Genomic DNA, 24173 nt, shown 5'->3' on the forward strand with positions numbered 1-24173 from the left:
CGTTCAGCCTTTCTTCTTGCCCGGCAGGATGCCCATCAGCTTGCAGATGATGCCGAGCATGATTTCGTCGGCGCCGCCGCCGATGGACACCAGGCGGGTGTCGCGGTAGGCGCGCGACACCGGGTTGTCCCACATGAAGCCCTGGCCGCCCCAGTACTGCAGGCAGGCATCGGTGACCTCGCGGGACAGGCGGCCGACCTTGAGCTTGGCCATCGATGCCAGGCGGGTAACGTCCTTGCCACTGACGTACAGCTCGGTGGCCTGGTAGGTGAGGGCGCGCAGGGCCTCGATCTCGGTCATCAGCTCGGCCATGCGGAAGTGGATGACCTGGTTGTCGATCAGCGCCTGGCCGAAGGTCTTGCGCTCCTTGCAGTAGTCGATGGTGACGTTGACGCAGTGCTCCATGCCCTTGAGCCCGCTGGCCGCGCCGAACAGGCGTTCTTCCTGGAACTGCAGCATCTGCATCATGAACCCCGCGCCTTCGGCGCCGATGCGGTAGCGCTGCGGCACACGCACGTCGTCGAAGAACACCTGGGCGGTCTCCGAACTGCGCATGCCGAGCTTGTCCAGGTGCGGGCTGAGGCTGATGCCGGGGGTCTTCATCGGCACCATGATCAGCGACTTGTTGACGTGCGGCTTGCCGTCCGAGGTGTTGGCCAGCAGGCAGATGAAGTCAGCCGAGGGCGAGTTGGTGATCCACATCTTGCTGCCGTTGATCACGTAGTCGTCGCCGTCCTTGCGCGCGCTGGTCTTCATGCCCGCCACGTCGGAGCCGGCGCCGACCTCGGAGACGCCGATGCAGCCGACCTGCTCGCCGGCGATGGCCGGGCGCAGGAACTCCTCGCGCAGCTCGTCGGAGCCGAAGCGCGCCAGGGCCGGGGTGCACATGTCGGTCTGCACGCCGATGGCCATGGGCACGCCGCCGCAGTGGATGGTGCCGAACTCCTCGGCGGCGACCACCGAGTAGCTGTAGTCCAGGCCCATGCCGCCGAACTTCTCCGGCTTGGAGATGCCCAGCAGGCCGAGGGCGCCGGCCTTCTTGAAGATGTCGTGGATGGGGAAGCGGCCATCCTTCTCCCATTGCTCGACGTGCGGATTGATTTCCTTGTCGACGAAGTGGCGGACGGTGCGGCGGAGTTCTTCGTGTTCCTGGGTGAAGATCATGTGTCGTTCTCCGTTGAATCTCTCATGTGGCCGATGCGGCGGATGACGCCGGTGGCGCCATCCGCCCTCCGTTCAGAATCGCGAAACACCAAAGCTGTTGCCCTTCAGCGGCCGGACCTCGGCCTCGGCGCAGATATCCAACAGATAGCCGAGCAGAGGCCGCGTGTCGCGTGGGTCGATCAGGCCGTCGTCCCACAGGCTGGCGGTGCCGTAGAGCGCGGTGGACTGGGCGTCGAGCTTCTGCGCGGTCATCTGTTCGAGCATGTCGAGCATCTTCGGGTCCGCTTCCTTGCCTTCCTTGGCGTGCTTTTCCTCGGTGACGATGCGCAGCACCTTGCCGGCCTGGGCGCCGCCCATCACCGCGGTGCGGCTGTTCGGCCAGGCGAAGATGAAGCGCGGGTCGAGGCCGCGGCCGCACATGGCGTAGTTGCCGGCGCCGTAGGAGCCGCCGACCACCAGCGTCAGCTTGGGCACGCGGGCGTTGGCCACCGCCTGGATCATCTTCGAGCCGTGCTTGATCACCCCCAGGCGTTCGGACTCGGTGCCGACCATGAAGCCGGTGGTGTTGTGCAGGAACAGCAGCGGTGTGTTGCTCTGCTCGCAGAGCTGGATGAACTGCGCCGCCTTGGCCGCGCCCTGCGGGGTGATCGGGCCGTTATTGCCGATCAGCCCGCAGGCATGGCCTTCGATGTGCAGGTGGCCGCAGACGGTCTGGCTGTCGAATTCGTTCTTGAAGTCGAGGAAGCGCGAGCCGTCGGCGATGCGTGCGATGAGTTCGCGCACGTCGTAGGGTTTCTTGGCATCGGCCGGGACCACGCCGAGCAGTTCTTCCGCCGGGTACAGCGGGTCTTCCCAGTGCCGCTGCGCGCGTGCCGGCAACTGCGCGTTCCACGGCAGGGCGGCGAGGATCTCGCGGGCCAGGCGCACGCCGTCGGCGTCGTTCTCGGCCAGGTATTCGGCGGTGCCGGCGACCTGGGCGTGCAGCTCGGCGCCACCGAGTGCTTCGTCCGTGGCGATTTCGCCGGTGGCGGCCTTGAGCAGCGGCGGCCCGGCGAGGAACATCTTGGCCTTGCCGCGCACCACCACCACATAGTCCGACAGCCCAGGCTGGTAGGCGCCGCCGGCGGTGCTGGAGCCGTGCACCACGGTGACCTGGGGAATCCCCATGGCCGACAGCCGCGCCTGGTTGGCGAAGCCGCGCGCGCCCTCGACGAAAATCTCCGCGGCGTAGTTCAGGTTGGCGCCGCCGCTTTCGGTCAGCGCCACCATCGGCAGCTTGTTCTCCAGGGCGATCTGCTGCAGGCGCAGGGTCTTCTTCAGCCCGCTGGGGGAGATGGTGCCGCCCTTGATCGCGCTGTTGCTGGCGCTGATCAGGCAGCGTACCCCGGCGATGTAGCCGATGCCGGCGATGACGCCGCCGCCGGCCTGGGTGCCGTCCTTGTCGTCGTGCAGCTTGTAGCCGGCCAGCGAGCAGAGTTCGAGGAAGGGCGCGCCGGGGTCGAGCAGCAGGTTGAGGCGTTCGCGCGGCAGCAACTGGCCGCGCTTGTCGAACTTCGCCTTGGCCTCGGCGGCCTTGTCCAGCACCTTGCGTTCGATCTCGCGGAAGCTGGCGACGGCGGCGAGCATGGCCTCGCGGTTGCGGGCGAAATCTGCGCCCTGGATGTCGAGTTCGGACTGAATGACGGGCATCGCTTACTCCTGGTCCTTGAGCACGTCGGGCAGGTAGGCGCGGTGGAAGCCGTTGTAGGAGCGGCTCTGGCCGGGCTTGGCTTTGCTCAGCGGGAAGGCGCGGCTGCCCTGGCTGGCGCCGCCATCGATGCGGATGGTGTTGCCGCTGATGAAGGCCGCGCCCGGCGACAGCAGGAAGACGATGGCCGCGGCCACTTCCGATTCGGTGCCGATGCGCTTGAGCGGGACGTTCTCGCGCAGGGTCGGGATCACCGCCTTGAAGGCGCCTTCGTAGGTGTCCATGCCGCTGGAGGCGATCCAGCCCGGCGCCACCGCGTTGACCCGCACGCCGGCATGCCCCCACTCGACGGCGGCGGTCTTGGTGAAGTTCTCCATGCCGGCGCGGGCGGCGCCGGAGTGGCCCATGCCAGGCATGCCGCCCCACATGTCGGCGAGCATGTTGACGATGCTGCCGCCGGTTTTGCTCATGCTCTGGTTGAAGACTTCGCGGGCCATGAGGAAGCCGCCGACCAGGTTGGTGCGCACCACCGCTTCGAAGCCCTTGAGGTTGATCGAGGCGAGCGGCGCCGGATACTGGCCGCCGGCGTTGTTGACCAGGTGGTGGATGGGCCCGCGTTCGCCGAGGATCGCCGCGACCAGGGCCTTCACCGCCTCTTCGTCGCGGATGTCGCAACTGTGCCAAGTGACGCTGCCGCCGTCCTCGGCGATTTCGCCGGCGGTCTTCTCCAGCTTCTCGGCCTTGCGTCCGACCAGCACCACATGGGCGCCGAGGGCCGCCAGTTCATGCGCGGTGCAACGGCCGATGCCGCTGCCGCCGCCGGTGACGATGATGGTCTGGCCGGCGAACAGGCCGGGTTTGAAGATCGAGTCGTAGCGCATGGGACGGGTGCCTTCCTCGTTCATGTCGGGCGGATGGCGGATAACGCCGGAGGCGTCAGGCGCCGTAGGTGTCAGAGCGAATCGGCGATGGCTTGTGGCACCGCCACCGGGAACTCCAGCAGTTGCTGGGCGAAAGCCTTGCCCTGCGGGTCGATGCGCAGGCTGGCGACGCCGCCGCCACCGAGGGCGTTCTCCAGGAGGAAATTCAGGCTGTGCGTGCCCGCCAGGTACCAGCGCGCGACGCGCCCGTGCTGCGGGTCGAGGACGTGCTGCATCCACTCGGCCACCGCGCCCTCGCTGAGCGCCTCGGCGATCCACGGCAGGTATTCCGGCCGGCGTGCCATGACCCCGATATTGCTGTGATTGCCTTTGTCGCCGGAGCGCGCCACCGCCAGCTTGACCAGCGGCACGCTGGCCAGCGCCTGGCCGCTGGCGGCCGGTGGCGCCAGATCGTCGGCGAGGTTGGCCGGGTCGAACGCTTCCAGTGTCGGCAGGGCCGTGACGTGGCGTTCTTCGCCGATGCGCACGGCCAGCTCGCACTGGGATTTGTCGACCAGGAAGGAGAACAGGCGGATCACCGGGTACACCGTCGGCCGTCCGCCGACGATGCCGGTCAGCCCCGGCGCCATGCCGGTGGCGGCCTGGGCGATCTCGCGGGAGAACAGCAGCAGGGCTTCCTTGCGGCTGTGCCGCACGCCCAGCTTGACCACCACTTCGCGGCTGTCGCGGCGGCGCCCGTGGGGACCGTAGGTGGCTTCGCTGCCAAGCAGTTCGATGCTGACCTCGCGGTAGGGTCCCCAGCCGCGCTCGGCGAAGAGTTCCTCGGTCTTGGCGATGATCGCCTGGCTGACCCGCTCGGCCTTCTTCACCGCGTCGATGCCGGCGATCAGGCAACTGGCGGTGCAGCGGAAGCCATCCGGGTAGGTGGCGCTGACCTTGTATTGACCGGTCGGCGCCAGGCCGTGGGCGCCCTTGACCGCGACGCGGTCGGTGCCGACCTGTTGCAGGCGCACCTGGGTGAAGTCGCAGACCACGTCGGGCAGCAGGTAGGCGCGCGGATCGCCGATCTCGTAGAGCATCTGTTCGCCCACCGTCAGCTCGCTGACCAGGCCGCCGCTGCCCTGCGGCTTGGTCACCACGAAGCTGGCATCGGCCTGTACTTCGACGATGGGGAAGCCGATGTGCTCGTAGTCCGGCACGCTTTCCCAGTCGGTGAAGTTGCCGCCGCTGCACTGCGCGCCGCATTCGATGATGTGTCCGGCCAGGGCGGCCTGGGCCAGCTTGTCGTAGTCGTTCCAGGCCCAGCCGAATTCGTGGACCAGGGCGGCGCTGACCACCGCGCTGTCGACCACCCGGCCGGTGATCACGATGTCGGCGCCGTGCTGCAGCGCGGCGACGATGCCCGGCGCGCCGAGGTAGGCGTTGATCGACACGCACAGCGGCGGCAGCGGGGCGTCGGTGAACATTTCACGGGTGCCGGCCTTGGCCAGTTCGGCTGCCTTGGGCAGCAGGTTGTCGCCTTCGAGCACGGCGATCTTCAGCGCCACGCCGGCCTTCTCGCAGGCCGCGGCCAGGGCGGCGGCGCAGGCCTGTGGGTTGACGCCGCCGGCGTTGCTGATGACGCGGATGCCCTTGCCGGCGATCTCGCCCAGCAGCGGCGCAAGGACCTCGACGAAGTCGCTGGCGTAGCCGGCGTCCGGCTGCTTCAGCCGGGCGCCGGCCATGATCGACAGGGTGATTTCGGCCAGGTAGTCGAACACCAGGTAGTCCAGTTCCGCACCGCGCACCAATTGCGCGGCGGCGGTGGAGGTGTCGCCCCAGAAGGCGGAGGCGCAGCCGATGCGTACGGTCTTGTTCATTGTTCTGCCCGTGACGTCGAAGGTGTGTGTCGGACATTACCAAGCAAGCGCTTGGTTGAAAAGTGACATTTCTGCCAAGAGCCCCAGCTCGATGATGGCCAAGCGCTTGCTTGGTTCGCTGGGCAGGCATACATTTCACCTGTTTACACAAGCACTTGCGTGGCGATTGCGGAATCGCCGCGAATCGCAATGCCCGACAGGGCGGATGAGGGGAGAGCGACAGCGTGGATGAGCAAAAGGCCCGCGACGTAATGCTGGAGCTGGTTGCGACCGGTCAGCTCACCGATCCGGAGAGCGCCCGCGGCAAGCTATTGCAGACCGCCGCCCATCTGTTTCGCAGCAAGGGCTACGAACGCACCACGGTGCGCGACCTGGCCAGTGCCGTGGGCATCCAGTCCGGCAGCATCTTTCACCACTTCAAGAGCAAGGACGAAATCCTCCGCTCGGTGATGGAAGAAACCATCCTCTACAACACCGCCCTGATGCGCGCCGCCCTGGCTGGGGCCGATGGCCTGCGCGAGCGGGTGCTGGCGCTGATCCGCTGCGAGTTGCAGTCGATCATGGGCGGCACCGGCGAGGCCATGGCGGTGCTGGTCTACGAATGGCGCTCGCTGTCGCCGGAAGGCCAGGCCTACATCCTCGGCCTGCGCGATATCTATGAAGAGATGTGGCTGAATGTGCTCGGCGAGGCGCGCGCCGCCGGCTATTGCCAGGGCGATCCGTTCATCCTCCGGCGTTTTCTCACCGGCGCGCTGTCCTGGACCATCACCTGGTTCCGCCAGGAGGGCAGCCTGACGCTCGACGAGTTGGCCGAGCAGGCGCTGCTGATGGTGCTCAAGGACGACTGAAGGCGCCGAGGCTCAGGTGGTTCGGCGCCGCTGGCGCCGTTTCAGTCGAGGCCCAGGTGCAGCGGGTAGCTGAGCAGCAGCAGGTGCACGCTGTTCACCGTGGCGTGCAGCAGGACCGGCACCAGCATGCGCCCGCTGAAGTGGAAAGCCAGCCCGTAGCCGACGCCAGCGACGCCGGCGACCACGGCGAAGGTCGGGCTGTAGGGCAGGTGCACCAGGCCGAACAGCAGGCTGGTCAGCAGGACCCCGGCCGGGGCGCCGAGGCGTTGCACCAGCGGCGTCTGCAACAAGCCGCGGAAGACGCCTTCCTCGGTCAGCGAGATCACCCCGACATTGACCAGCATCCACAGCCACAGCCCGTCGGGCCATTTCGGGTTCCAGACCACCAGTTTGCAGGCCACGGCCAGCAAGGGCACGGCGAACAACGTGGCGACCACGGCGAGGGCGGCGTAGTCCGGCGAGCGGACCGCCGCTGCCGGCCGGCGCAGCCACCAGACCAGCAGCGTGACGCCGACCAGCGCCTTGTCCCAGGACAGGCGCAGGGCATAGGCCGGGGCATCCGAGCTGAGCTGCCGCGACGGCCACAGGGTCCAGGATTGGGTGCCTGGCAGCAGGTGGGCGGCCAGGGCGAAACTCACCAGCAGGCAGATGGGCCACCACAGCGCCCAGGGCAGGCGCGGTTCGCCGTACAGGGTCCAGGTGACGTAGATCGCGCCGATCAATAGCCCCAGGGGTTGCACGAAGCCAAGGGCAAAGCCGCTGAGCAGAAGGACGGCGGGCAACAGCGGAAGGAGCTTCCTGAGCATCTCTTTCTCCATTCAGGTGGCGGAGTCTAGGCAAATTCACCTGTGCTTAGCCATGGCTGAGGGGAGGATTGGCGCAAATGCCATGGCTTGCCGGCATTCGGGAGGCGAGAAACCAGGGTGGGGCAGCGGCCGGGGCCGCTGCGGGTAACGAGGAGGGAGGGGGTCAGCGCTTGCCGTCGCTGGCGTCTTGGGCATCCATTTCGGCATTGCGCTGGTGGATGCGCTTGAGTTGCTCCTCGCTCAGCGGCAGCTTGCGTGCGCTGTCGCGCAGCAGCATGAGTCCGCCGACGATCGAGCCGAGCGCGAGGATCATGATCAACCAGCCGTACCAGGGCATGCTGTTCTCCAGTGAGGATGGATATCCACCATACCCCGCCGGGGCCGCCTTGTCAGTGCGCCGAGGCGGGCGCGCCCTGCGCGGGCGGCCCGCTCGGCGCCAGGCTCAGGCGCCGGTCAGCATGACGTCCGCCGGCGCATTCGCGCGGTGCGCGGCGGTCAGTTGGAAGTAGAGGAAACCGACGGCCATGAAGGCGGCGAAGATGCCGGCGATCTCCAGGTTGTACCAGACCATCGCCACCAGGCAGAGCAGCGCCAGGGCCAGGGCGATACCCGGCACCAGCGGGAAGCCGGGGGCGAGGAAGCTGCGCTCCAGGTCCGGTTCGCTGCGGCGCAGCTTGAACAGGCTGAGCATGCTCATGATGTACATGACGATGGCGCCAAACACGCTCATGGTGATCATCGCCGCGGTCAGGCTCATGCCCTGCAGGTTGATCAGGCTGTCGCTGTAGATGGCGGCGATGCCCACCACGCCGCCGGCGAGGATCGCCCGGTGCGGGGTCTGGAAGCGCGACAGCTTGGCCAGGCTGCGCGGCAGGTAACCGGCGCGGGCGAGGGCGAAGAACTGCCGCGAGTAGCCGAGGATGATGCCGTGGAAGCTGGCGACCAGGCCGAACAGGCCGATCCACACCAGCATGTGCAGCCAGCCGGAATTGGCTCCGACCACCATTTTCATGGCCTGCGGCAGTGGGTCGTTGATCCCGGACAGGGCCTTCCAGTCGCCGGCGCCGCCAGCGAACAGCATGACGCCGATGGCCAGCACCACCAGGGTCAGGATGCCGCTGACGTAGGCCTTGGGAATGGTCCGTTTCGGCTCCTTGGCTTCTTCGGCGGCCATGGCCGCGCCTTCGATGGCGAGGAAGAACCAGATGGCGAAGGGGATGGCGGCGAAGATGCCGCCCAGCGCCGCGCCGCTGAAGCCGTCCGCCCCGGCCCAGCCGTTGAGGACGAAGTTGCTGACGCTGAAGCCCGGCGCGACCACGCCCATGAACACCAGCAACTCGATCACCGCCAGCACCGTCACCACCAGCTCGAAGGTGGCGGCGATGCTCACCCCGAGGATGTTCAGCCCCATGAACAGCAGATAGGCGCCGAGCGCCGCGTGGCGCGGGTCGAGGGCCGGGAACTGGACGTTGAGGTAGGCACCGATGGCCATGGCGATGGCCGGAGGGGCGAAGACGAACTCGATCAGCGTGGCGAGGCCGGCGACCAGCCCGCCTTTCTCGCCGAAGGCGCGGCGGCTGTAGGCGAAGGGCCCGCCGGCATGGGGAATGGCGGTGGTCAGTTCGGTGAAACTGAAGATGAAGCAGGTGTACATGGTGGCCACCAGCAGGGTGGTGACCAGGAAGCCGAGGGTGCCGGCCACGCCCCAGCCGTAGCTCCAACCGAAATACTCGCCGGAAATCACCAGGCCGACGGCGATGCCCCACAGGTGCAGGGTGCCGAGGGTGGGTTTGAGTTGCGCGCTCATGTGGGTTCTCCCTGAAGGGTCAACGACACGACCGGAACCGTCGTGCAGCGTGCGTGCCAGTCGCGTCGGCGCTGTCGCAAATCGCAGGATCGCGTCGTTTTCACCACGGATCGCCGCATCAGGCCGCTGGATTCTGCTTCGTCACGGTGCAGGCGCCAGGCTGTTGCGCGCTTTTCGGGGCGCGCTGGCGCGGGATTGTTAAGTGCGCGTGACGCTTGGGTGAATCTTGGCTTGGCCGAGACGGCTGTCACATGCCAGCAATCTGCCTCTGTTTGACTGGCGTGCATTTCAGCCAGCGGAGACCTGTCGATGACCACCAGCGCCTTGCACGAACTCTTGCGCCAGGCTGCGCCGTTGGCCGCCGACATGAGCATCAGCGACGTCGCCGATCGCCTGCTCACCGCCGAGCAGCGTGCCTTCCTCTCGCTGCCGGTGGTGGACGCGCAGCGCCGCCCGCTGGGCCTGGTCAGCCGCTACACCCTGCAGGACATCTTCATGCAGCGCTTCGGCCGCGACCTCTGGGGGCGCCGGCCGGTGCGCGACGTGATGAACGCCACGCCGCTGCTGGTGAGCATCGACTGGAGCCTGGAGCAGGCGGCGCAGCAGGTGACCGCGCAACTCAAGTATCCGATCACCGAGGACTTCATCCTGGTCGATGGCGAGGGCGCCTACCTCGGCCTGGGCACCGTGCTCGACCTGCTCAAGGCCATGGAGGCGCGTATCGACCAGCGCAACCGCGTGCTGCGCAAGGCCCTGGTCGACCTCAAGGAGTCCCAGGCGCAGCTGGTGCAATCGGAAAAGATGGCTTCGCTGGGGCAGATGGTCGCCGGCGTCGCCCACGAACTGAACACCCCGCTGGGCTATGTGCGCAACAACATCGAGCTGATCCGCGAGCAACTCCTGCCGCTGCTGCAACTGGCCGAGACCCAGGGCCAACTGGTCGACTGCCTGAACGATCCGGGCGCAGGCCAGGCGCGCCTCGGCGAGGCCCTGGCGCTGGCCGAGCAGGCTCTGGGCGAGGCGCCGCTGGAGCAACTGCTCGGCGATCTCGACCAACTGTTCGGCGACACCGCCTATGGCCTGGGCCAGATCGGCGAGCTGGTCGGCGGGCTCAAGGACTTCGCCCGGCTGGACCGCGCCAAGAGCGAAGAGGTCGACCTCAACGAGTGCGTGAAGAGTGCGCTGCTGATCGCCCGCAACAGCATCAAGGACAAGGCCGAGATCGTCCGCCAGTTGGGCGAGCTGCCGCGCGTTGCCTGCGCCCCCTCGCAGATCAACCAGGTGCTGCTCAACCTGTTCACCAACGCTGCCCAGGCCATGGAGCGCTTCGGCCACATCCATGTGAAGACCTGGGCCGACGAGGCGGCGGTGTTCATTTCCGTGCAGGACAACGGCAAGGGCATGCCCGCCGACGTCATGGCGCGCATCTTCGATCCGTTCTTCACCACCAAGCCGCCGGGGCAGGGCACCGGACTGGGCCTGTCGATCAGCTACAAGATCATCCAGGACCACGGTGGCAGCATCCGCGTCGCCTCCGAGCCCGGACGCGGCACGCGCTTCCTCATCCGCCTGCCGCGCGTGCAGGCCAGCGAACTGAAACGGAGTGCCTGACATGATCCAGCCGCTAAAGCTTCAACCGCAGATCGGCCAGGCCAAGCCCGGCAGCGCCACCCGCATCCTCTTCGTCGATGACGAGGAGCGCATCCTGCGCAGCCTGGCCATGCAATTCCGCCGGCACTACGAGGTGATCACCGAGAGCGATCCGCGGCGAGCCCTGGAGCGCCTGCGCAGCGAGCCGGTGCAGATCATCGTCAGCGACCAGCGCATGCCGCAGATGAGCGGCGCCGAACTGCTCGCCCAGGCCCGCGAGATCGCCCCGGACTGCCTGCGCATCCTGCTCACCGGCTACTCCGACCTGGACGCCGCGGTGGAGGCACTGAACAGCGGCGGCATCTTCCGCTACCTGACGAAGCCCTGGGACCCGCAGGAAATGGCCTTCACCCTGCGCCAGGCGGCGGAAATCGCCAGCCACCGCCCGGCGCTCGCCGACCTGCAGGTGATCAGCCGCCTGGCCGCGCCGCTCAATGTGCTGCTGCTCGACGAAGACCCCGACACCCTGGCCTGCGTCGGTGACTTCTGCAGCGCCGGCAATCACCACCTGCACCGCGCGCGCAACCTGGCGGAGGCCATCGTGCGGCTGAATGGCGAACCCATCGACATCCTGGTCAGCGACCTCAAGCTGGCCGGCGAGGATACCGCGCCGCTGCTCAAGTCCCTGGCCCAGGCCCATCCGCGCCTGCTCAGCCTGATCGTCACGCCGTTCCGCGACACCCAGGACCTGCTGGCGCTGATCAACCAGGCGCAGATCTTCCGTTACCTGCCCAAGCCGATCCGCCGGGGCCTGTTCGAGAAGGGCCTGAAGGCCGCCGCCGAGCAGGCCCTGCTCTGGCGCGCGCAGCCGCAGCCGCTGGTCGCGCGTCTGGCCGAGCAGCCCAAGGAAGAGCGCGAACGCGAGCGCGTCGGCAGCCTGCTGGGCATGCTTGGCCGGCTGCGCGAGCGCCTCAGTGTCTGAGCCCAGGGGACGCCGCCGGCCCTGGCAGCGCAGCGTGTCGCCGGATGCTGCCCGGCGCCGACGCTTTCTGCGACAATGCGCGCCGTTTTCGATTCGCCGCGAGAGAGCCCATGACCGCCTGCCAATCCCCGATCATCGTCGCCCTGGATTTCCCCAACCGCGAAGCCGCCCTGGCGCTGGCCGAACGGCTCGACCCCAGGCTGTGCCGGGTCAAGGTTGGCAAGGAACTGTTCACCCGCTGCGGGCCGGCGGTGCTGGAAAGCCTGGCGGAGAAGGGCTTCGAGGTGTTCCTCGACCTGAAATTCCATGACATCCCGAACACCACCGCGATGGCGGTGAAGGCCGCCGCCGAACTCGGCGTGTGGATGGTCAACGTGCATTGCTCCGGCGGCCTGCGCATGATGGCCGCCTGCCGCGAAACCCTGAACGCCCTGAACGGGCCCAAGCCGCTGCTGATCGGCGTGACCGTGCTGACCAGCATGGAGCGTGACGACCTCGCCGGCATCGGCCTGGATGTCGAGCCGCAGGAACAGGTCCTGCGCCTGGCCGCGCTGGCACGGCAGGCCGGTCTCGACGGCCTGGTCTGCTCGGCCCAGGAAGCGCCGGCGCTGAAAGCCGCGCATCCGGCCCTGCAACTGGTCACTCCGGGTATCCGTCCGGCCGGCAGCGCGCAGGACGACCAGCGCCGCATCCTGACCCCGCGCCAGGCACTGGATGCCGGTTCCGACTACCTGGTGATCGGCCGTCCGATCAGCCAGGCCGCCGACCCGGCCGCGACCCTCGCCGAGATCGTCGCCTCCCTGGCCTGATCGCCGGCGCAGTAAAAAAAGGCGGAGCAGGCTGACCTGCTCCGCCTTTTTCTTGTCCCGCCTCCGTGCCGGAGCGCCAAGGCGCCGGCCTCCCGGCTGTCCTCGCGTACCGTCGCCGAATGCGCAACGCCGCTCAGGAGCGCGCCAGTGCCTCGCGCGGCGCCAGCCAGCGCGCGCGCAGCAGGTCGTAGACCCAGTTGTACGCCACCGTGTAGGGCAGGAAGAACAGGATCAGGCCGATATCCAGCAGGAACGCCTCGATCAGGCTGATGCCCAGCCACCAGGCGGCCAGCGGCACCAGCAGGACGATCAGGCCGATCTCGAACAGCGCGGCGTGGAGCACCCGCACCGGCAGCGTGCGGGTAAAGCCCAGGCGCCGTTGGGCGCGGTCGAAAAGGGCGTTGAAGAGCATGTTCCAGAGCGTGGCGATGGCGGAGAACATCAGCGTCAGCGCGCCCGTGTGCGCCAGTGCCTGGTCGAGCAGCCAGGCCAGGGCCGGGGCGCAGATGAGCAGGGCGGTGAATTCGAAGAGCAGGGCGTGGAGCAGCCGCTCCTTCAACGATTTTTGCGCGCTCATGGCGATTCTCCAGGCAGTCGGCCGCGAGGCCGGATGGCGGCTATTCTTATCGGTTGTACGGCTTGTTCGAAGTTGGATAGCATCGGTCAAACCGATGGATGAGGTGCGTCGCGTGCAGTACTCCCCCGAATCCCTGCAGGCCTTCGCCGAGGCCGCCTGCCTCGGCTCCTTCAGTGCCGCGGCGCGCAAGCTGGGCAAGAGCCAGTCGACCGTCAGCGAGGCGATCGCGCGCCTGGAGATCGACCTCGGCCTCGACCTGTTCGATCGCTCCGCGCGCCAGCCCAGGCTCACCGAGGCCGGCAAGGCGCTGCTCGGGCGCGTCGAGGAGGTGCTCATGGCCACCGACCGCCTCGGCCAGCTCGCCGGTCAACTGGCCGGGGGGATCGAGCCGCGGGTGACCCTGGCGATGTCGGATACCTACCAGTCGGAGCAGTTCGAAAAGCTACTGGACGCAATCGACCAGCACTTCCCCGATATCGAATTCGAATGGCTGATCGCCGAGCACGGCGATGTGCTCGATCTGGTCGGCCAGGGCCGGGCCGTGCTCGGCCTGCTCGCGGCCCAGCCGAACTACCCGCCGGACATCGGCTCGGCGACCCTCGGCGAGTGCGCCGAGTTCGGCCTGTTCGTCAGCCGCGAGCATCCCCTGGCCCGGCTCGAACGCGTCGAGCGCGCGGACCTGCTGGCCTGGCGCAAGCTGCGCCTGAACACCTTCATCGATGACGCCGAGCCGTCGCTGGGCGGGCGCTGCTGGTCGGCGCCGACCTACCTGTTGCTGCTGGACATGGCGGTGCTGGGCTTCGGCTGGGTCGAGCTGCCGAGCTGGATGAACCAGCGCTTCGCCAACGGCCGCCTGCATCAGTTGCAGGTTCCCGGCTGGCCGCGCAGCGTGGCGGTGGACGTGGTCTGGTCGCGCCAGCGCAGCCTCGGCCCGGCGGCGCGCTGGCTGGTGGAGCGATTGCTGGCCAGTTGAGCCGGCCAGCTCACAGTTTGTTGTCAAGGGCGCGCGGCGGCCCTGTTCCGCCTGGCGCCGGATCAGTAGCATCGGGGTTTCCCCTGAGCGAACGAGAGGTGAGGATGCGCGCCAGACTGGAGAGCTGTCTCAAGGCCGTGGACCACATATTGCTGGGCAAGGAAGTTCAGGTGCGCCTGGCCCTGACCTGCCTGCTGGCGCGCGGGCATCTGCTCATCGAGGACCTGCCCGGCATGGGCAAGACCACCCTCAGTCATGCCCTGGCCCGTGTCCTCGGCCTGAGTTTCCAGCGCATCCAGTTCACATCCGACCTGCTGCCCGGCGACATTCTCGGCACCTCGGTGTTCGACAAGGACAGCGGGCAGTTCGTCTTCCATCCCGGGCCGATCTTCGCCGAGCTGGTGCTGGCGGACGAGATCAACCGCGCCACGCCGAAGAGCCAGAGCGCACTGCTCGAAGCCATGGAGGAGGGCCAGGTGACCATCGAGGGCGCGACCCGCCCGCTGCCCGAGCCGTTCTTCGTCATCGCCACGCAGAACCCGGTGAGCCAGGGCGGCACCTTCGCCCTGCCGGAGTCCCAGCTCGATCGCTTCCTCATGCGCCTGTCGCTGGGTTATCCGGGGCGCGCCGCGGAAAAGGCGCTGCTGCTCGGTGAGGCGCGCCGCGACCTGCTGCCGCGCCTGGAGCCGCTGCTCACGCTGGAGGAATTGACCGCGTGGCAGGCCGAGGTGCCCAAGGTGCATGCCAGCGATGCGCTGGTCGACTATGTGCTGCGCCTGGCCGAAGCCACCCGCAGCCAACCGGCCTTCGCCCTCGGTCTGTCGCCGCGCGGCAGCCTGGCGCTGCTCGCGGCGGCCCGCGCCTGGGCGCTGCTGGCCGGGCGCGACTATGTCATTCCCGAGGATGTCCAGGCGGTGCTGCCGTCGGTGGCGGGGCACCGCCTGCGCGACCAGGCCGACCCGTCCGGGCACGGCGGCGGCGCGCTGGTGCAGTGGCTGCTGCGCGAGGTCCCGGCGCTGTGAACCGGGAGGCCACGGCATGCTGGTGAAGGTCCGTCCGCTGTGGCAGAGCTGGATCGCCCGGCGCATCCCGCCGTCGCCCTCGCTGCAACTGAACCAGAGGCGCATCTTCATTCTCCCCAGCGGCCAGGGCGTGGCTTTCGGCGTGGCCCTGATCCTGCTGCTGCTGATTGCCATCAATTACCAGAACAGCCTGGCCTATGGCCTGACCTTCCTGCTGATGTCGCTGTTCATCGTCGCCATCCTGCACACCTACCGTAACCTCGGCGGCCTGCGCCTGACCGCCCTGGGCGCGCTGCCGGTGTTCGTCGGCGAGCAGTCTTGCTTCCGCGTGCGCCTGGAAGGCGAGGGGCGGGCGCGGCGGGCCATCGGTATCGGCTGGTCGGAGGCCGATCTGCAGCATGCCGACGTGCGCGCCCAGGGCGCCGAGGAGCTGGTCCTGGCGCTGCCGGCGCAACGCCGCGGCTGGCTGCGGCCGGGGCGCCTGCGCGTCGAAAGCCGTTTCCCGCTGGGCCTGTTGGTGGCCTGGAGCTGGCTCGACCTGGCGCAGGCCGGGCTGGTCTATCCGCAGCCGCTGCCCGCCGAGCTGCCGTTGGAAGCGGGTCCGGCGGACGATGCCGAGGAAGGCTTGCGCGCCAGCGGCCAGGGCGTCGACGACTTCCAGGGGCTGCGTGCCTACCAGAGCGGCGATTCGCGCCGGCGCCTGCACTGGAAGGCTTACTCCCGTGGCCAGGGGCTGCTGGTGAAGGACTTCGCCGCGCTGGCCGGGCGCAACCTGTGGCTGGACTTCAATCTGCTCGGCGGCGATCTCGAGTCGCGCCTGTCGCGCCTTTGTCACTGGGTGCTGCAACTGTCGTCGCGCGGCCAGCCCTTCGGCCTGCGCCTGCCCGGCGTCGAGCTGCCGGTGGCCAGCGGCGACGCCCACCGTGGCGCCTGCCTGCGCGAGCTGGCGCTGTTCGGCGTGCAGCCATGAAGCGCCAGCCGATCCCGCGCATCGCCCTGACTTGGCTGCTGGTGGCCCAGGCCCTGGTGATCCTGCCGCATCTGCCGCACCTGCCGTTGTGGGTGGTGGGCTTCTGGTTGGGCTGCGCGGCCTGGCGCGTGCAGGTCTACCGGATGCGCGCCAACTATCCCAATGGCCTGGCCAAGCTGGCCCTGGTGATCGCCGCCGGGGTGGGCGTCTGGCTGTCGCGCGGCTCGCTGATCGGCCTGGATGCCGGCGTGGTGCTGCTGATCGCCGCCTTCGTGGTCAAGCTGGTGGAGCTGAAGACCCGCCGCGATGCCTTGGTACTGATCCTCCTCGGCTTCTTCGCGGTGGCCACCAGCTACCTGTTCGACGCCAGCATCGCCGCCGCGCTGTTCAGCCTGTTGCCGCTCATCGCGCTGCTGGCGGCACTCATCGGCCTGCAGCAGAGCGGCTTCGCCGACGGTCCCTGGCGCACCCTGCGCCTGGCCGCCGCTCTGCTGGCCCAGGCGTTGCCGCTGATGCTGCTGCTGTTCCTGCTGTTTCCGCGCATGGGGCCGCTGTGGTCGGTGCCGTTGCCCGGTGGCAAGGCCAGCACCGGCTTGAGCGATTCCATGATGCCCGGCGATTTCGTCGAGTTGAGCCAGTCTTCCGAACTGGCCTTCCGGGTCAGCTTCGATGGTCCGCCGCCGCCCCAGGACCAGCTTTACTGGCGCGCCCTGACCCTGGAGAACTTCGACGGTACGCGCTGGAGCCAGGCCTGGCAGGGCCATGGCCAGCCGTCGCCGGAGTGGCGCAAGCAGGGGCCGGCGCTGAGCTACCAGGTCATCATGGCGCCCAGTTCGCAGCCGTGGCTGTACAGCCTCGACGTCGCCGAAAGCGCCGCTGGCGATGTGCGGCTGATGGGCGATTTCCGCCTGGAGCGCGGGCGCCCGGTGCAGGAGTCGTTCCTCTATCGCGCCAGGTCCTGGCCGCAGGCGCTGCGCGAGCCCGACAGCAGCGCCACGGCGCTGCGCCGCGACCTGCAACTGCCGGCGCGCGGCAATCCGCGCACGCGTGCCTGGGCCGAGCAACTGCGCAGCCAATACGCGCAGCCGGCCGAGCTGGTGCAGGCGGTGCTCCGCCATTTCCGCGAGCAGCCCTATGTCTACACCCTGCGTCCGCCGGCTACCGGCGACGAACGCATCGACGGTTTCCTGTTTGATACCCGGCGGGGCTTCTGCGAGCACTACGCCGGCGCCATGACCTTCGTCCTGCGCGCGGCGGGCATTCCGGCGCGGGTGGTGACGGGCTACCAGGGGGGCGAACTGAACCCCTCCGGGGATTACCTGCTGGTGCACCAGTTCGACGCCCACGCCTGGGTCGAATACTGGCAGCCGAGGGTCGGCTGGCGTAGCGTCGATCCGACCTTCCAGGTCGCCCCGCAGCGCATCGAGCGCGGCCTGGAGGCGGCGCTGGCGGGCGAGGGCAGCTTCCTCGCCGATTCGCCGTTCTCCTTGCTGCGCTACCGGGGCTTCGGCTTTCTCAACGGTCTGCGTCTGGCCTGGGACAACCTCAACTACGACTGGCAGCGCTGGGTGCTCGGCTACCAGGGCGAGCAGCAGTCCGACATCCTGCGGCGTTGGTTCGGCAACCTCGACAGCGCCTGGTTCGGCGTCATCCTGGTCGCCGTTGGCGCGCTGCTGCTGGGCCTGCTGGCGCTGTTCCTGTTCAAACCCTGGCGGCAGGCGCGCGATCCGCAGTTGCGCAGCTTCGCGCGCTTCGAGCGTCTGCTGCTCGGCCAGGGCTTGCGGCGCCAGGCCGGCGAAGGGCCGCGGGCCTTCGCCGAGCGGGCCATGCAGGTGCTGCCGGAGCAGGCCGCGAACATTCGTGCCTTCGTCGATGCCTTCGAGCGCCAGCGCTACGGCCAGGGGGTTTCCTCGTCCCGCGAGTTACGCGGACACCTGCTCCGGCTACGGCGAACTTTGCCCTGGCGCTGGCGCCGACTAACCTCATAGATTCCAGGACCCGAGGAGCCGGCCGTGTCTTCCTTCAGTGATTATCTGGTTGCTCACCTCATCGAACAGGAAGTTGCCCTTTTCGCTGCCGCGGAACGCTTGCGCGCCGCTTCCGACAGCGAGGCGCTGCATGACCTGCGCATCGCCGTGCGGCGCCTGCGCAGCCTGCTGCACCCGGCTTGGGGAATGCCCGGCATCGACGAGGTGGAACGCGCGCTGAACGAGGTCGGTCGCCTCAGCGGGCCGCTGCGCGACCTTGAAGTGTTGTTGCCGGTGTTGGAGAGCGAGGGATTTGCCGCGGCGGTGGCATTGCGTCGTCCGGCGCTGATTTCCGGCTATGTCGCCTTGCTCGCCAGCCCGCAGTGGACGCGTCTGCTGATGCTGCTCGATGGCTGGCCGCGCCTGTGGCGCACCGCCGAGCGGCACGGCGTGCTCGACGGTTTGCACAGGCAGGTGCGCAAGCGCCTGGACAAGCAGTGGCGGCGCTTGCGCCTGGCCCTGCGCGACCCGGCCCACGACCGCCACCGCTTGCGCTTGCTGATCAAGCGGGTGCGCTACTCGCTGGAAGCCTATCCCGATGACTCGCCGTTGCCGCAACGCTTGCTCGCCCCGCTGAAGGATGCCCAGGCCACCCTGGGCGAGTGGCACGACTACGAGCAGTGGCTGATCCGTAGCGAGCGGGAACTCGATCTGATGCCCTTGCAGCCGCATTGGAATGCCCGCCATGACCTGGCCCAGGCCGACGCCGATCGCAGCCTGGAACGGTTGTCGAAAGCCCTGGGCTGAACCCCGGATCACGCCTGCCTATGGCGTGGCATTTGCCTCGTGAGTGAGACCCCGGAGGCGCTCCGGGAGGCTTGCCGTTGCCCATACCGTCTCGCCTAAGATCGGCCGTCGCAGCACCTTCCCACGAGGCGGAAATGACCTTTACCGAATTGATTCAAGCGGTTCGCGGTGCGCCGCAGGCCGTGGTGATTTCCCCGATATGGGCGCAGGGGCGTACCTGTTTCGGTGGGCTGACGGCGGCGCTCGCCTATGAGGCGATGCGTGCGGTCACGGCGGCGGGGAGACCCTTGCGCTCGTTGGCGATCACCTTCGTCGCGCCGGCGCAGGTGGAGATTCCCTTGCGTTTCGAAGCCGAGGCGCTCCGCGAGGGCAAGGCGGTCAGCCAGGTGTTTTGCCGGGTCCTGCAGAATGATCAGGTGGTGATGCTGGCGCAGGGCAGCTTCGGTCTGCCACGGGAATCCTCGGTGCTGGTCGAAGGCCTGTCGGCACCGGCCTTCAAGCCGCTCGACGAGTGCCAGGAGTTGCCATTCATTCCCCGCGTGATGCCCGCGTTCACGCGGCATATCGCCATGCGCTGGGCCGTGGGCGGCCTGCCGTTCTCCGCCAGCAGCGCGCGGGAGATGGGCGGCTGGATGCGTTTCCGCGAGGGCGTCGGCGCCGAGCCCATGGAGGTCGCGCACCTGCTGGCGCTGATCGACGCCTGGCCGCCGGCGACCCTGCCGCACCTGCGCTCGCCGGCGCCCTCCAGTTCGCTGACCTGGACCATCGAATTCATCCAGCCGCTGCCGACTCTGGCGGCCAACGGCTGGTGCCGCTACCTGGCCGAAATCGAGCATGCCCGCGACGGCTATGGTCATGTGGCTGCTCAGTGCTGGAGCGAAGACGGCCAGTTGCTGGCGATTTCCCGGCAGACCGTGACCCTCTTCGGCTGAGGCGGGGCGCTCAGGCGTGCAGGCCGTGGCCACGGCGCTGGATGGCCAGCGCCGCGACAGCGCCGATGGCTCCCACCAGGGCGCAGCTCGGGCTGCTTTGCAGCACGCCGCTGAGCAGCGTCAGCGCGGCGGCGACGAACAGCGGCGCGGCGAGCAGGTTCAGGTTGTGCCGCTGGCGCTCGTCAGCCGGGATCTGCCAGTGCCAGACAGTGGTATGCAGGTGGCGTTTGCCCATGACCGGACTCCCTCATGCAAAACGCCCGAACCGTCGGGCGCTGATGGAAGTAAGTCTAGGTGCTGCCTGGAGAGGGCGCCCAATCGCCGTCGACAATGACGGCGATAGGCATTCAGGGCGGACGCCGGGTGGCATCCGGCGAGGCGCTTCTACAGGCGCAGCTGGCGAATCGCGCGGCTCAGCTCGCCGGCCAGTTCGGCCAGCTCATGGCTGGTGCTGGCTGAGTTCACGGTCTGCTGCACGGTCAGCTCGGTGACGTCGCGAATGCCCACCACCGAGCGGGTCATTTCTTCGGCCACCTGGCTCTGTTGCTCGGCGGCCACGGCGATCTGCGTATTGCTCTCGCGCATCAGCGCCACCGCGCCAGCGATCGCCGCCAGCGCTTCGCCGGCCGCCTGGGCCTGCTCGACGCAGCCATCGGCCTTGAACGAGCTTTCCTGCATGAACTCCACCGCATCGCGGGTGCCGGACTGCAGCGCATTGATCATCTGGGTGATTTCGTCGGTGGAGTCCTGCACACGCTTGGCCAGGTTGCGTACCTCGTCGGCGACCACGGCGAAGCCGCGACCCATTTCGCCGGCGCGGGCGGCCTCGATGGCGGCATTGAGCGCCAGCAGGTTGGTCTGTTCGGCGATGCCGTGAATCACACTGACCACGCTGCTGATCTTCTGGCTGTCCTGGGCCAGTTGCTGAATCATTTCGGCGGTCTGCTGGACGCCCTGGGACAAGCCGGCAATGGATTCACCGACCTTGCCCACCACCTGTTGGCCGACGCCGGCCAGGCGATCGGCTTCCTGCGACTGGTCGCGGGTGTCGGCGGCATGCTGGGCGATGTGGTGGACGGTGGTGGACATCTCGTTGATCGCGGTGGCCGCCTGATCGGTCTCGCTCTGCTGGCCGAGCATGCCTTGGCGAACCTGGCCCATGTTCTCGGCCATGCTCCGCGCGCCTTCGTCGAGGCGGCCGGCCGCCTGGGCGACGGTGCCGACCACGCGCTGGTAGCCGGCCTGCATGGCGTTGAAGGCGGTGGCCATCTGCCCGACTTCGTCGCGGCTATCCAGCGGCACACGGGCCGCGAGGTCACCGCTGCGTTCGACGTGGAGCATGACATCGCGCAAGGTCAGCAGGTGGGTGAGGATGAAGCGGATCAGCAGTTGCGAGGCCGCCAGCAGCGCCAGCATCAGGATCAGCACGGCGAAGGCATAGGCCAGCGCGCGCTCGCTGAATACCTGCCAGAGGTCGGCACCGGGCGCCAGCACCGCCACACGTTGCGCGTTGCCGAGATCCTGCACCCAGGCACCGGCGAGAGGCCCCAGCGGGCTTTCGGCACCGTTGAGGGCGACCCAGCCATTGCCTCGGGCGAGGGCCTGGCCGTCGATACCCGGCGCTTGCGGCGCACTGCCGCTGGCGAAGCTCAGCAGGTTGGCCGCGCCCGGCAGCGGCGTACCGGCGGGCCAGCCTTGCAGTAGCCGGGCTTGCGCCTCGGCCGACTGGCGCGCGGCCTGATTGCGCGCGTCCAGTTCCTGGTTCATGGCGAAGAGCACCAGCAGCAAGGTGGTGAGGAAGGCGACCGCGTTCACGGCCCAGAACTTGTATTTCAGAGAGATATTGCGGATCCAGGCGGCCATGGAATGCTTCTTATCGTTCGAATGGTGGCTTTTGGCCGCCATTGTCGTGAAAAAGATGAAGGCTGTCTTGATAAGGATCAAGCTACCCCCGCTGCCTGGGTTAGCGGCTGTCGCGCAACATTCTTGAGGGGGTTGTGTAGGAGTTTTCCTTGCGACGCGCCTTTTATTCGGCGCGCCGCGGCAGGCCGAAGAACGCTCTGGCACAGGCGCTGGTGTGCGCGGCCACGTCGGCCTCGTCTTCGCCACGGTGCAAGGCGACGCAGCGCAGCACTTCCGGCAGGAAGGCCGGCTCGTTGCGCCCATGCTTGGGCTTGGGGCGCAGGCTGCGTGGCAGCAGGTAGGGCGCGTCGCTTTCCAGCATCAGCCGTCCGCGGGGGATTTCCCGCACCAGCTCCTGCAGAGGGGTGCCCCGGCGCTCGTCACAGATCCAGCCGGTGATACCGATGTGCAGGTCCAGGTCGAGGTAGCGGTAGAGCGTCCGGCGCTCGCCGGTGAAGCAATGCACCACGGCGGCGGGCAGGCGGTCGCGGAAGTCCTTGAGGATGGCCAGCAGGCGTTCGCTGGCATCGCGCTCATGGATGAACACCGGGCGGTGCAGTTCGCTGGCGACGGCGAGCTGTTCCTCGAAGGCCTTCTCCTGTTGCGGGCGCGGGGAAAAGTCGCGGTTGAAATCCAGGCCGCATTCGCCCACGGCGCGAACCCGTGGCTCCGCCAGCAGGCCACGCAGCACGGCGGCGCTGGCGCTGTTCCACTGGCTGGCTTCGTGCGGGTGCACGCCGGCGGTGCAGAACAGCCGCTGTTGGTCGTCCAGCGCCTGGCACAGGCCTAGCGCCGCTTCGCTGTCGTCGAGGCTGGTGCCGGTCACCACCAATTGCTCGACGCCGGCCTGGAAGGCACGAGCGAGTAAGGCTTCACGTTCTGGCGCGAAGCTGGGGTGAGTGAGGTTGACGCCGATGTCGATCAGTTGCATGGTGCATCCCTGGGTTCGGGCAGGCAGCATAGCAGAACCGCGCTTTTTCTAAGAAAAGCCCTAAAAACAGATACTTAAGCGCACTTGTGAAAGTGCTTCCGGAATTTCGGGTTGGCATTCGATACCTCCTGTGAGACGCTCGCGCCCCTTTTTGCATGGCCGGGAACTTGCGGGAACCGTCGAGTTCTCAGGGAACCGCTGGTGGTTCCCGCCCCTTGGAGACCTGGATGACGCGATTGTTTCTGCTTCTGCTGTGCCTGGTGGCATTACTGCCACTGCCGGCGGCCGCGCGTCTGACCAGCCAGCCGGAGAGCTGGCAGCAAGACAGCGACAACGGCCGTGACCTGGCCGCCATCCGCGGTGATGGTGTGTTGCGCGTGCTGGTCAACCAGAGCCGTAACAGCTTCGGCCAGATCAAGGGCGAGCAGATCGGCATCGAATACAACCGCCTGCGCGCCTTCGAGCAATACCTCAACGACGGCGCTCCCGGGCGCAAGCCGCTGACCCTCAAGTTCATCCCCAAAGCCAAGGACCAGTTGCTGGCCGCGTTGCAGCGCGGCGAGGGCGATCTGGTCGCGCCGGGCGAACTGCTCTCGGCGCTCGATGGCCAGAACGTCAGCGCCAGTCTGCCGTGGCGTCAGGATGTGCCATTGGTGCTGGTGTCGCGCCAGGGCAGCCGCCGCTACTCGCACCTCGAACAGATGGCCGGGCGCACCATTGCCTTGCCCGCCGGCAGTGCGGCCGGCGATGCCATCCGCCAGGTCAACGAACGTCTCGCCCAGCGGCGTCTGGCGCCACTGTCCATCGAATGGGTGGACCCGTCGCTGGCGGTCGAGGATGTGCTGGAAATGGTCCAGGCCGGCATCTTCGCCTTCACCGTGGTCGAGCAGCCGATCGCCGAGCGCTGGGCCAAGGTCTTCCCGAAAATCCGTGTCGACCGTCATCTGGTGCTCGACAACCGCCAGAGCATGACGTGGTACGTGCGCCGTGACGCGCCCATGCTGCACGCCAGCGTCGATCGCTTCCTCAAGGAGTACCGGGCGCCGGCCGATCAGGATGGCGCCTTCCAGCGTATCTACCGTCACGCATACCAGGTGCGCAATCCGCTGGAGAGCGGTGACCGCAAGCGCCTGGAAGCGGTGCGTCCGACGCTGCAGCGTTATGCCGAGCAGTACCGCATCGACTGGCTGGCGCTGGCGGCGGTGGCTTTCAAGGAATCCAATCTGGACGCCGGCGCCCAGGGCGCCTCGGGAGCTACCGGACTGATGCAGGTGACCCCGGCGGCGGCGCGCAGCGTGGGCGTCGGCTCGGTCCAGCAGAAGGAAAACAACGTTCAGGCCGCCAGCAAGTACCTGGCGATGTTGCGCCGCGACTATTTCAACAGTCCGCGCATGGACGAGCGCGAGCGGCTGGCATTCATTCTCGCGGCCTACAACGTTGGCGCCGAGCGGGTCCAAGGGTTGCGCGCCGAGGCGCGGCGCCGTGGCTTGAATCCGAACCGCTGGTTCTTCCAGGTGGAGCGGGTCGCCGCCAGTGAGTTGGGCATGGGCGTGGTGAACTACGTCAGCAGTATCAACAAGTACTATCTTGCTTATCAGCGTGAGCGTGATGGCCTTGAGCCTCGACAGAGGGTGGCCTCGGCACGGAAGTGATCTATTG

General features: G+C 67.9%; 22 protein-coding genes. 11 read left to right on the plus strand and 11 right to left on the minus strand.

What is annotated here, in order from left to right:
* Positions 1 to 3 precede the first annotated feature (3 nt).
* The 4 genes from atuD to BLQ74_RS03120 form a co-directional block, all read right to left on the minus strand.
* Positions 4 to 1164 (minus strand): citronellyl-CoA dehydrogenase, encoded by a 1161-nt coding sequence (gene atuD / locus BLQ74_RS03105; RefSeq protein ID WP_090260742.1) that lies wholly within the window; start codon positions 1162 to 1164, stop codon positions 4 to 6.
* 72 nt (positions 1165 to 1236) lie between these two features.
* Positions 1237 to 2853 carry a geranyl-CoA carboxylase subunit beta gene (gene atuC, locus BLQ74_RS03110; RefSeq protein WP_090260744.1) on the minus strand — a complete coding sequence of 539 codons (1617 nt, stop codon included), beginning with the start codon at positions 2851 to 2853 and terminating at the stop codon, positions 1237 to 1239.
* Positions 2854 to 2856: 3 nt separating this feature from the next.
* Complete coding sequence (locus BLQ74_RS03115; RefSeq protein ID WP_090260746.1) at positions 2857 to 3732, minus strand: SDR family oxidoreductase; 876 nt, start codon at positions 3730 to 3732, stop codon at positions 2857 to 2859.
* A gap of 71 nt (positions 3733 to 3803) precedes the next feature.
* Entirely contained in the window at positions 3804 to 5591 is a 1788-nt protein-coding gene (locus tag BLQ74_RS03120; protein ID WP_090260749.1) for an acyclic terpene utilization AtuA family protein, read from the minus strand.
* A 224-nt stretch (positions 5592 to 5815) separates the two neighbouring features.
* On the opposite strand from BLQ74_RS03120, the gene BLQ74_RS03125 reads away from it, so the two are divergent.
* Complete coding sequence (locus BLQ74_RS03125; protein WP_212633120.1) at positions 5816 to 6439, plus strand: TetR/AcrR family transcriptional regulator; 624 nt, start codon at positions 5816 to 5818, stop codon at positions 6437 to 6439.
* A 41-nt stretch (positions 6440 to 6480) separates the two neighbouring features.
* Here BLQ74_RS03125 and BLQ74_RS03130 read toward each other — a convergent pair whose 3' ends face one another.
* The 3 genes from BLQ74_RS03130 to eat all read right to left on the minus strand — a co-directional run bounded on the left by BLQ74_RS03130 (position 6481) and on the right by eat (position 9052).
* Complete coding sequence (locus BLQ74_RS03130) at positions 6481 to 7245, minus strand: CPBP family intramembrane glutamic endopeptidase (protein ID WP_090260753.1); 765 nt, start codon at positions 7243 to 7245, stop codon at positions 6481 to 6483.
* Positions 7246 to 7408: 163 nt separating this feature from the next.
* Positions 7409 to 7582, minus strand: a complete 174-nt coding sequence (locus BLQ74_RS03135; RefSeq protein ID WP_090260755.1) for a DUF2897 family protein — start codon at positions 7580 to 7582, stop codon at positions 7409 to 7411.
* A gap of 105 nt (positions 7583 to 7687) precedes the next feature.
* The gene (eat, locus tag BLQ74_RS03140; protein ID WP_090260757.1) at positions 7688 to 9052 is read right to left on the minus strand and encodes an ethanolamine permease; all 1365 of its coding nucleotides are present in this window, start codon (positions 9050 to 9052) and stop codon (positions 7688 to 7690) included.
* Positions 9053 to 9361: 309 nt separating this feature from the next.
* Between eat and BLQ74_RS03145 the strand changes: the two genes are divergently transcribed.
* From BLQ74_RS03145 to pyrF, 3 genes are all read left to right on the plus strand, one after another.
* Positions 9362 to 10663: a sensor histidine kinase gene (locus BLQ74_RS03145; RefSeq protein WP_090260759.1), complete on the plus strand. Its 1302-nt coding sequence runs from the start codon at positions 9362 to 9364 to the stop codon at positions 10661 to 10663.
* A 1-nt stretch (position 10664) separates the two neighbouring features.
* Complete coding sequence (locus tag BLQ74_RS03150) at positions 10665 to 11624, plus strand: response regulator (protein WP_090260761.1); 960 nt, start codon at positions 10665 to 10667, stop codon at positions 11622 to 11624.
* 110 nt (positions 11625 to 11734) lie between these two features.
* Positions 11735 to 12433, plus strand: coding sequence for an orotidine-5'-phosphate decarboxylase (gene pyrF / locus BLQ74_RS03155; protein WP_090260763.1), 699 nt, complete (start codon positions 11735 to 11737; stop codon positions 12431 to 12433).
* A 133-nt stretch (positions 12434 to 12566) separates the two neighbouring features.
* On the opposite strand, the gene BLQ74_RS03160 is transcribed toward pyrF, so the two are convergent.
* A complete protein-coding gene (locus tag BLQ74_RS03160; protein ID WP_090260765.1) occupies positions 12567 to 13010 on the minus strand; it encodes a multidrug/biocide efflux PACE transporter in 444 nt (147 codons plus the stop codon).
* Between the two features lie 112 nt (positions 13011 to 13122).
* On the opposite strand from BLQ74_RS03160, the gene BLQ74_RS03165 reads away from it, so the two are divergent.
* The 6 genes from BLQ74_RS03165 (at position 13123) to BLQ74_RS03190 (ending at position 19681) form a co-directional block, all read left to right on the plus strand.
* Positions 13123 to 13983: a LysR family transcriptional regulator gene (locus tag BLQ74_RS03165; protein ID WP_090261171.1), complete on the plus strand. Its 861-nt coding sequence runs from the start codon at positions 13123 to 13125 to the stop codon at positions 13981 to 13983.
* Between the two features lie 104 nt (positions 13984 to 14087).
* Positions 14088 to 15005 carry an AAA family ATPase gene (locus BLQ74_RS03170; RefSeq protein WP_090260766.1) on the plus strand — a complete coding sequence of 306 codons (918 nt, stop codon included), beginning with the start codon at positions 14088 to 14090 and terminating at the stop codon, positions 15003 to 15005.
* Between the two features lie 16 nt (positions 15006 to 15021).
* A complete protein-coding gene (locus tag BLQ74_RS03175; RefSeq protein ID WP_090260768.1) occupies positions 15022 to 15975 on the plus strand; it encodes a DUF58 domain-containing protein in 954 nt (317 codons plus the stop codon).
* Complete coding sequence (locus tag BLQ74_RS03180) at positions 15972 to 17963, plus strand: transglutaminase TgpA family protein (protein WP_090260770.1); 1992 nt, start codon at positions 15972 to 15974, stop codon at positions 17961 to 17963. The genes BLQ74_RS03175 and BLQ74_RS03180 overlap by 4 nt, the downstream gene beginning before the upstream one ends.
* A 24-nt stretch (positions 17964 to 17987) precedes the next feature.
* Positions 17988 to 18749, plus strand: a complete 762-nt coding sequence (locus BLQ74_RS03185) for a CHAD domain-containing protein (protein WP_090260772.1) — start codon at positions 17988 to 17990, stop codon at positions 18747 to 18749.
* A gap of 134 nt (positions 18750 to 18883) precedes the next feature.
* Positions 18884 to 19681 (plus strand): acyl-CoA thioesterase, encoded by a 798-nt coding sequence (locus BLQ74_RS03190; protein WP_090260774.1) that lies wholly within the window; start codon positions 18884 to 18886, stop codon positions 19679 to 19681.
* Between the two features lie 10 nt (positions 19682 to 19691).
* Here BLQ74_RS03190 and BLQ74_RS03195 read toward each other — a convergent pair whose 3' ends face one another.
* The 3 genes from BLQ74_RS03195 to BLQ74_RS03205 all read right to left on the minus strand — a co-directional run bounded on the left by BLQ74_RS03195 (position 19692) and on the right by BLQ74_RS03205 (position 22514).
* Positions 19692 to 19916: a hypothetical protein gene (locus tag BLQ74_RS03195; RefSeq protein WP_090260776.1), complete on the minus strand. Its 225-nt coding sequence runs from the start codon at positions 19914 to 19916 to the stop codon at positions 19692 to 19694.
* 149 nt (positions 19917 to 20065) lie between these two features.
* On the minus strand, positions 20066 to 21544 hold the full coding sequence (locus BLQ74_RS03200) for a methyl-accepting chemotaxis protein (protein ID WP_090260779.1): 1479 nt from the start codon (positions 21542 to 21544) through the stop codon (positions 20066 to 20068).
* A gap of 163 nt (positions 21545 to 21707) precedes the next feature.
* Positions 21708 to 22514: a TatD family hydrolase gene (locus BLQ74_RS03205; RefSeq protein ID WP_090260781.1), complete on the minus strand. Its 807-nt coding sequence runs from the start codon at positions 22512 to 22514 to the stop codon at positions 21708 to 21710.
* Between the two features lie 227 nt (positions 22515 to 22741).
* On the opposite strand from BLQ74_RS03205, the gene BLQ74_RS03210 reads away from it, so the two are divergent.
* Entirely contained in the window at positions 22742 to 24166 is a 1425-nt protein-coding gene (locus BLQ74_RS03210; RefSeq protein WP_090260783.1) for an MltF family protein, read from the plus strand.
* The last annotated feature ends 7 nt before the right edge of the window (positions 24167 to 24173 follow it).

The sequence above is a fragment of the Pseudomonas panipatensis genome, assembly GCF_900099785.1.
Taxonomy (GTDB): domain Bacteria; phylum Pseudomonadota; class Gammaproteobacteria; order Pseudomonadales; family Pseudomonadaceae; genus Pseudomonas; species Pseudomonas panipatensis.

Excerpts from the sequence above, each read along its gene's own strand:
- atuD (WP_090260742.1), bottom strand. The coding sequence starts at position 1,164 with ATGATCTTCACCCAGGAACACGAAGAACTCCGCCGCACCGTCCGCCAC.
- atuC (WP_090260744.1), bottom strand. The coding sequence starts at position 2,853 with ATGCCCGTCATTCAGTCCGAACTCGACATCCAGGGCGCAGATTTCGCC.
- BLQ74_RS03115 (WP_090260746.1), bottom strand. The coding sequence starts at position 3,732 with ATGCGCTACGACTCGATCTTCAAACCCGGCCTGTTCGCCGGCCAGACC.
- BLQ74_RS03120 (WP_090260749.1), bottom strand. The coding sequence starts at position 5,591 with ATGAACAAGACCGTACGCATCGGCTGCGCCTCCGCCTTCTGGGGCGAC.
- BLQ74_RS03130 (WP_090260753.1), bottom strand. The coding sequence starts at position 7,245 with ATGCTCAGGAAGCTCCTTCCGCTGTTGCCCGCCGTCCTTCTGCTCAGC.
- BLQ74_RS03135 (WP_090260755.1), bottom strand. The coding sequence starts at position 7,582 with ATGCCCTGGTACGGCTGGTTGATCATGATCCTCGCGCTCGGCTCGATC.
- eat (WP_090260757.1), bottom strand. The coding sequence starts at position 9,052 with ATGAGCGCGCAACTCAAACCCACCCTCGGCACCCTGCACCTGTGGGGC.
- BLQ74_RS03145 (WP_090260759.1), top strand. The coding sequence starts at position 9,362 with ATGACCACCAGCGCCTTGCACGAACTCTTGCGCCAGGCTGCGCCGTTG.
- BLQ74_RS03150 (WP_090260761.1), top strand. The coding sequence starts at position 10,665 with ATGATCCAGCCGCTAAAGCTTCAACCGCAGATCGGCCAGGCCAAGCCC.
- pyrF (WP_090260763.1), top strand. The coding sequence starts at position 11,735 with ATGACCGCCTGCCAATCCCCGATCATCGTCGCCCTGGATTTCCCCAAC.
- BLQ74_RS03160 (WP_090260765.1), bottom strand. The coding sequence starts at position 13,010 with ATGAGCGCGCAAAAATCGTTGAAGGAGCGGCTGCTCCACGCCCTGCTC.
- BLQ74_RS03170 (WP_090260766.1), top strand. The coding sequence starts at position 14,088 with ATGCGCGCCAGACTGGAGAGCTGTCTCAAGGCCGTGGACCACATATTG.
- BLQ74_RS03175 (WP_090260768.1), top strand. The coding sequence starts at position 15,022 with ATGCTGGTGAAGGTCCGTCCGCTGTGGCAGAGCTGGATCGCCCGGCGC.
- BLQ74_RS03180 (WP_090260770.1), top strand. The coding sequence starts at position 15,972 with ATGAAGCGCCAGCCGATCCCGCGCATCGCCCTGACTTGGCTGCTGGTG.
- BLQ74_RS03190 (WP_090260774.1), top strand. The coding sequence starts at position 18,884 with ATGACCTTTACCGAATTGATTCAAGCGGTTCGCGGTGCGCCGCAGGCC.
- BLQ74_RS03195 (WP_090260776.1), bottom strand. The coding sequence starts at position 19,916 with ATGGGCAAACGCCACCTGCATACCACTGTCTGGCACTGGCAGATCCCG.
- BLQ74_RS03200 (WP_090260779.1), bottom strand. The coding sequence starts at position 21,544 with ATGGCCGCCTGGATCCGCAATATCTCTCTGAAATACAAGTTCTGGGCC.
- BLQ74_RS03205 (WP_090260781.1), bottom strand. The coding sequence starts at position 22,514 with ATGCAACTGATCGACATCGGCGTCAACCTCACTCACCCCAGCTTCGCG.
- BLQ74_RS03210 (WP_090260783.1), top strand. The coding sequence starts at position 22,742 with ATGACGCGATTGTTTCTGCTTCTGCTGTGCCTGGTGGCATTACTGCCA.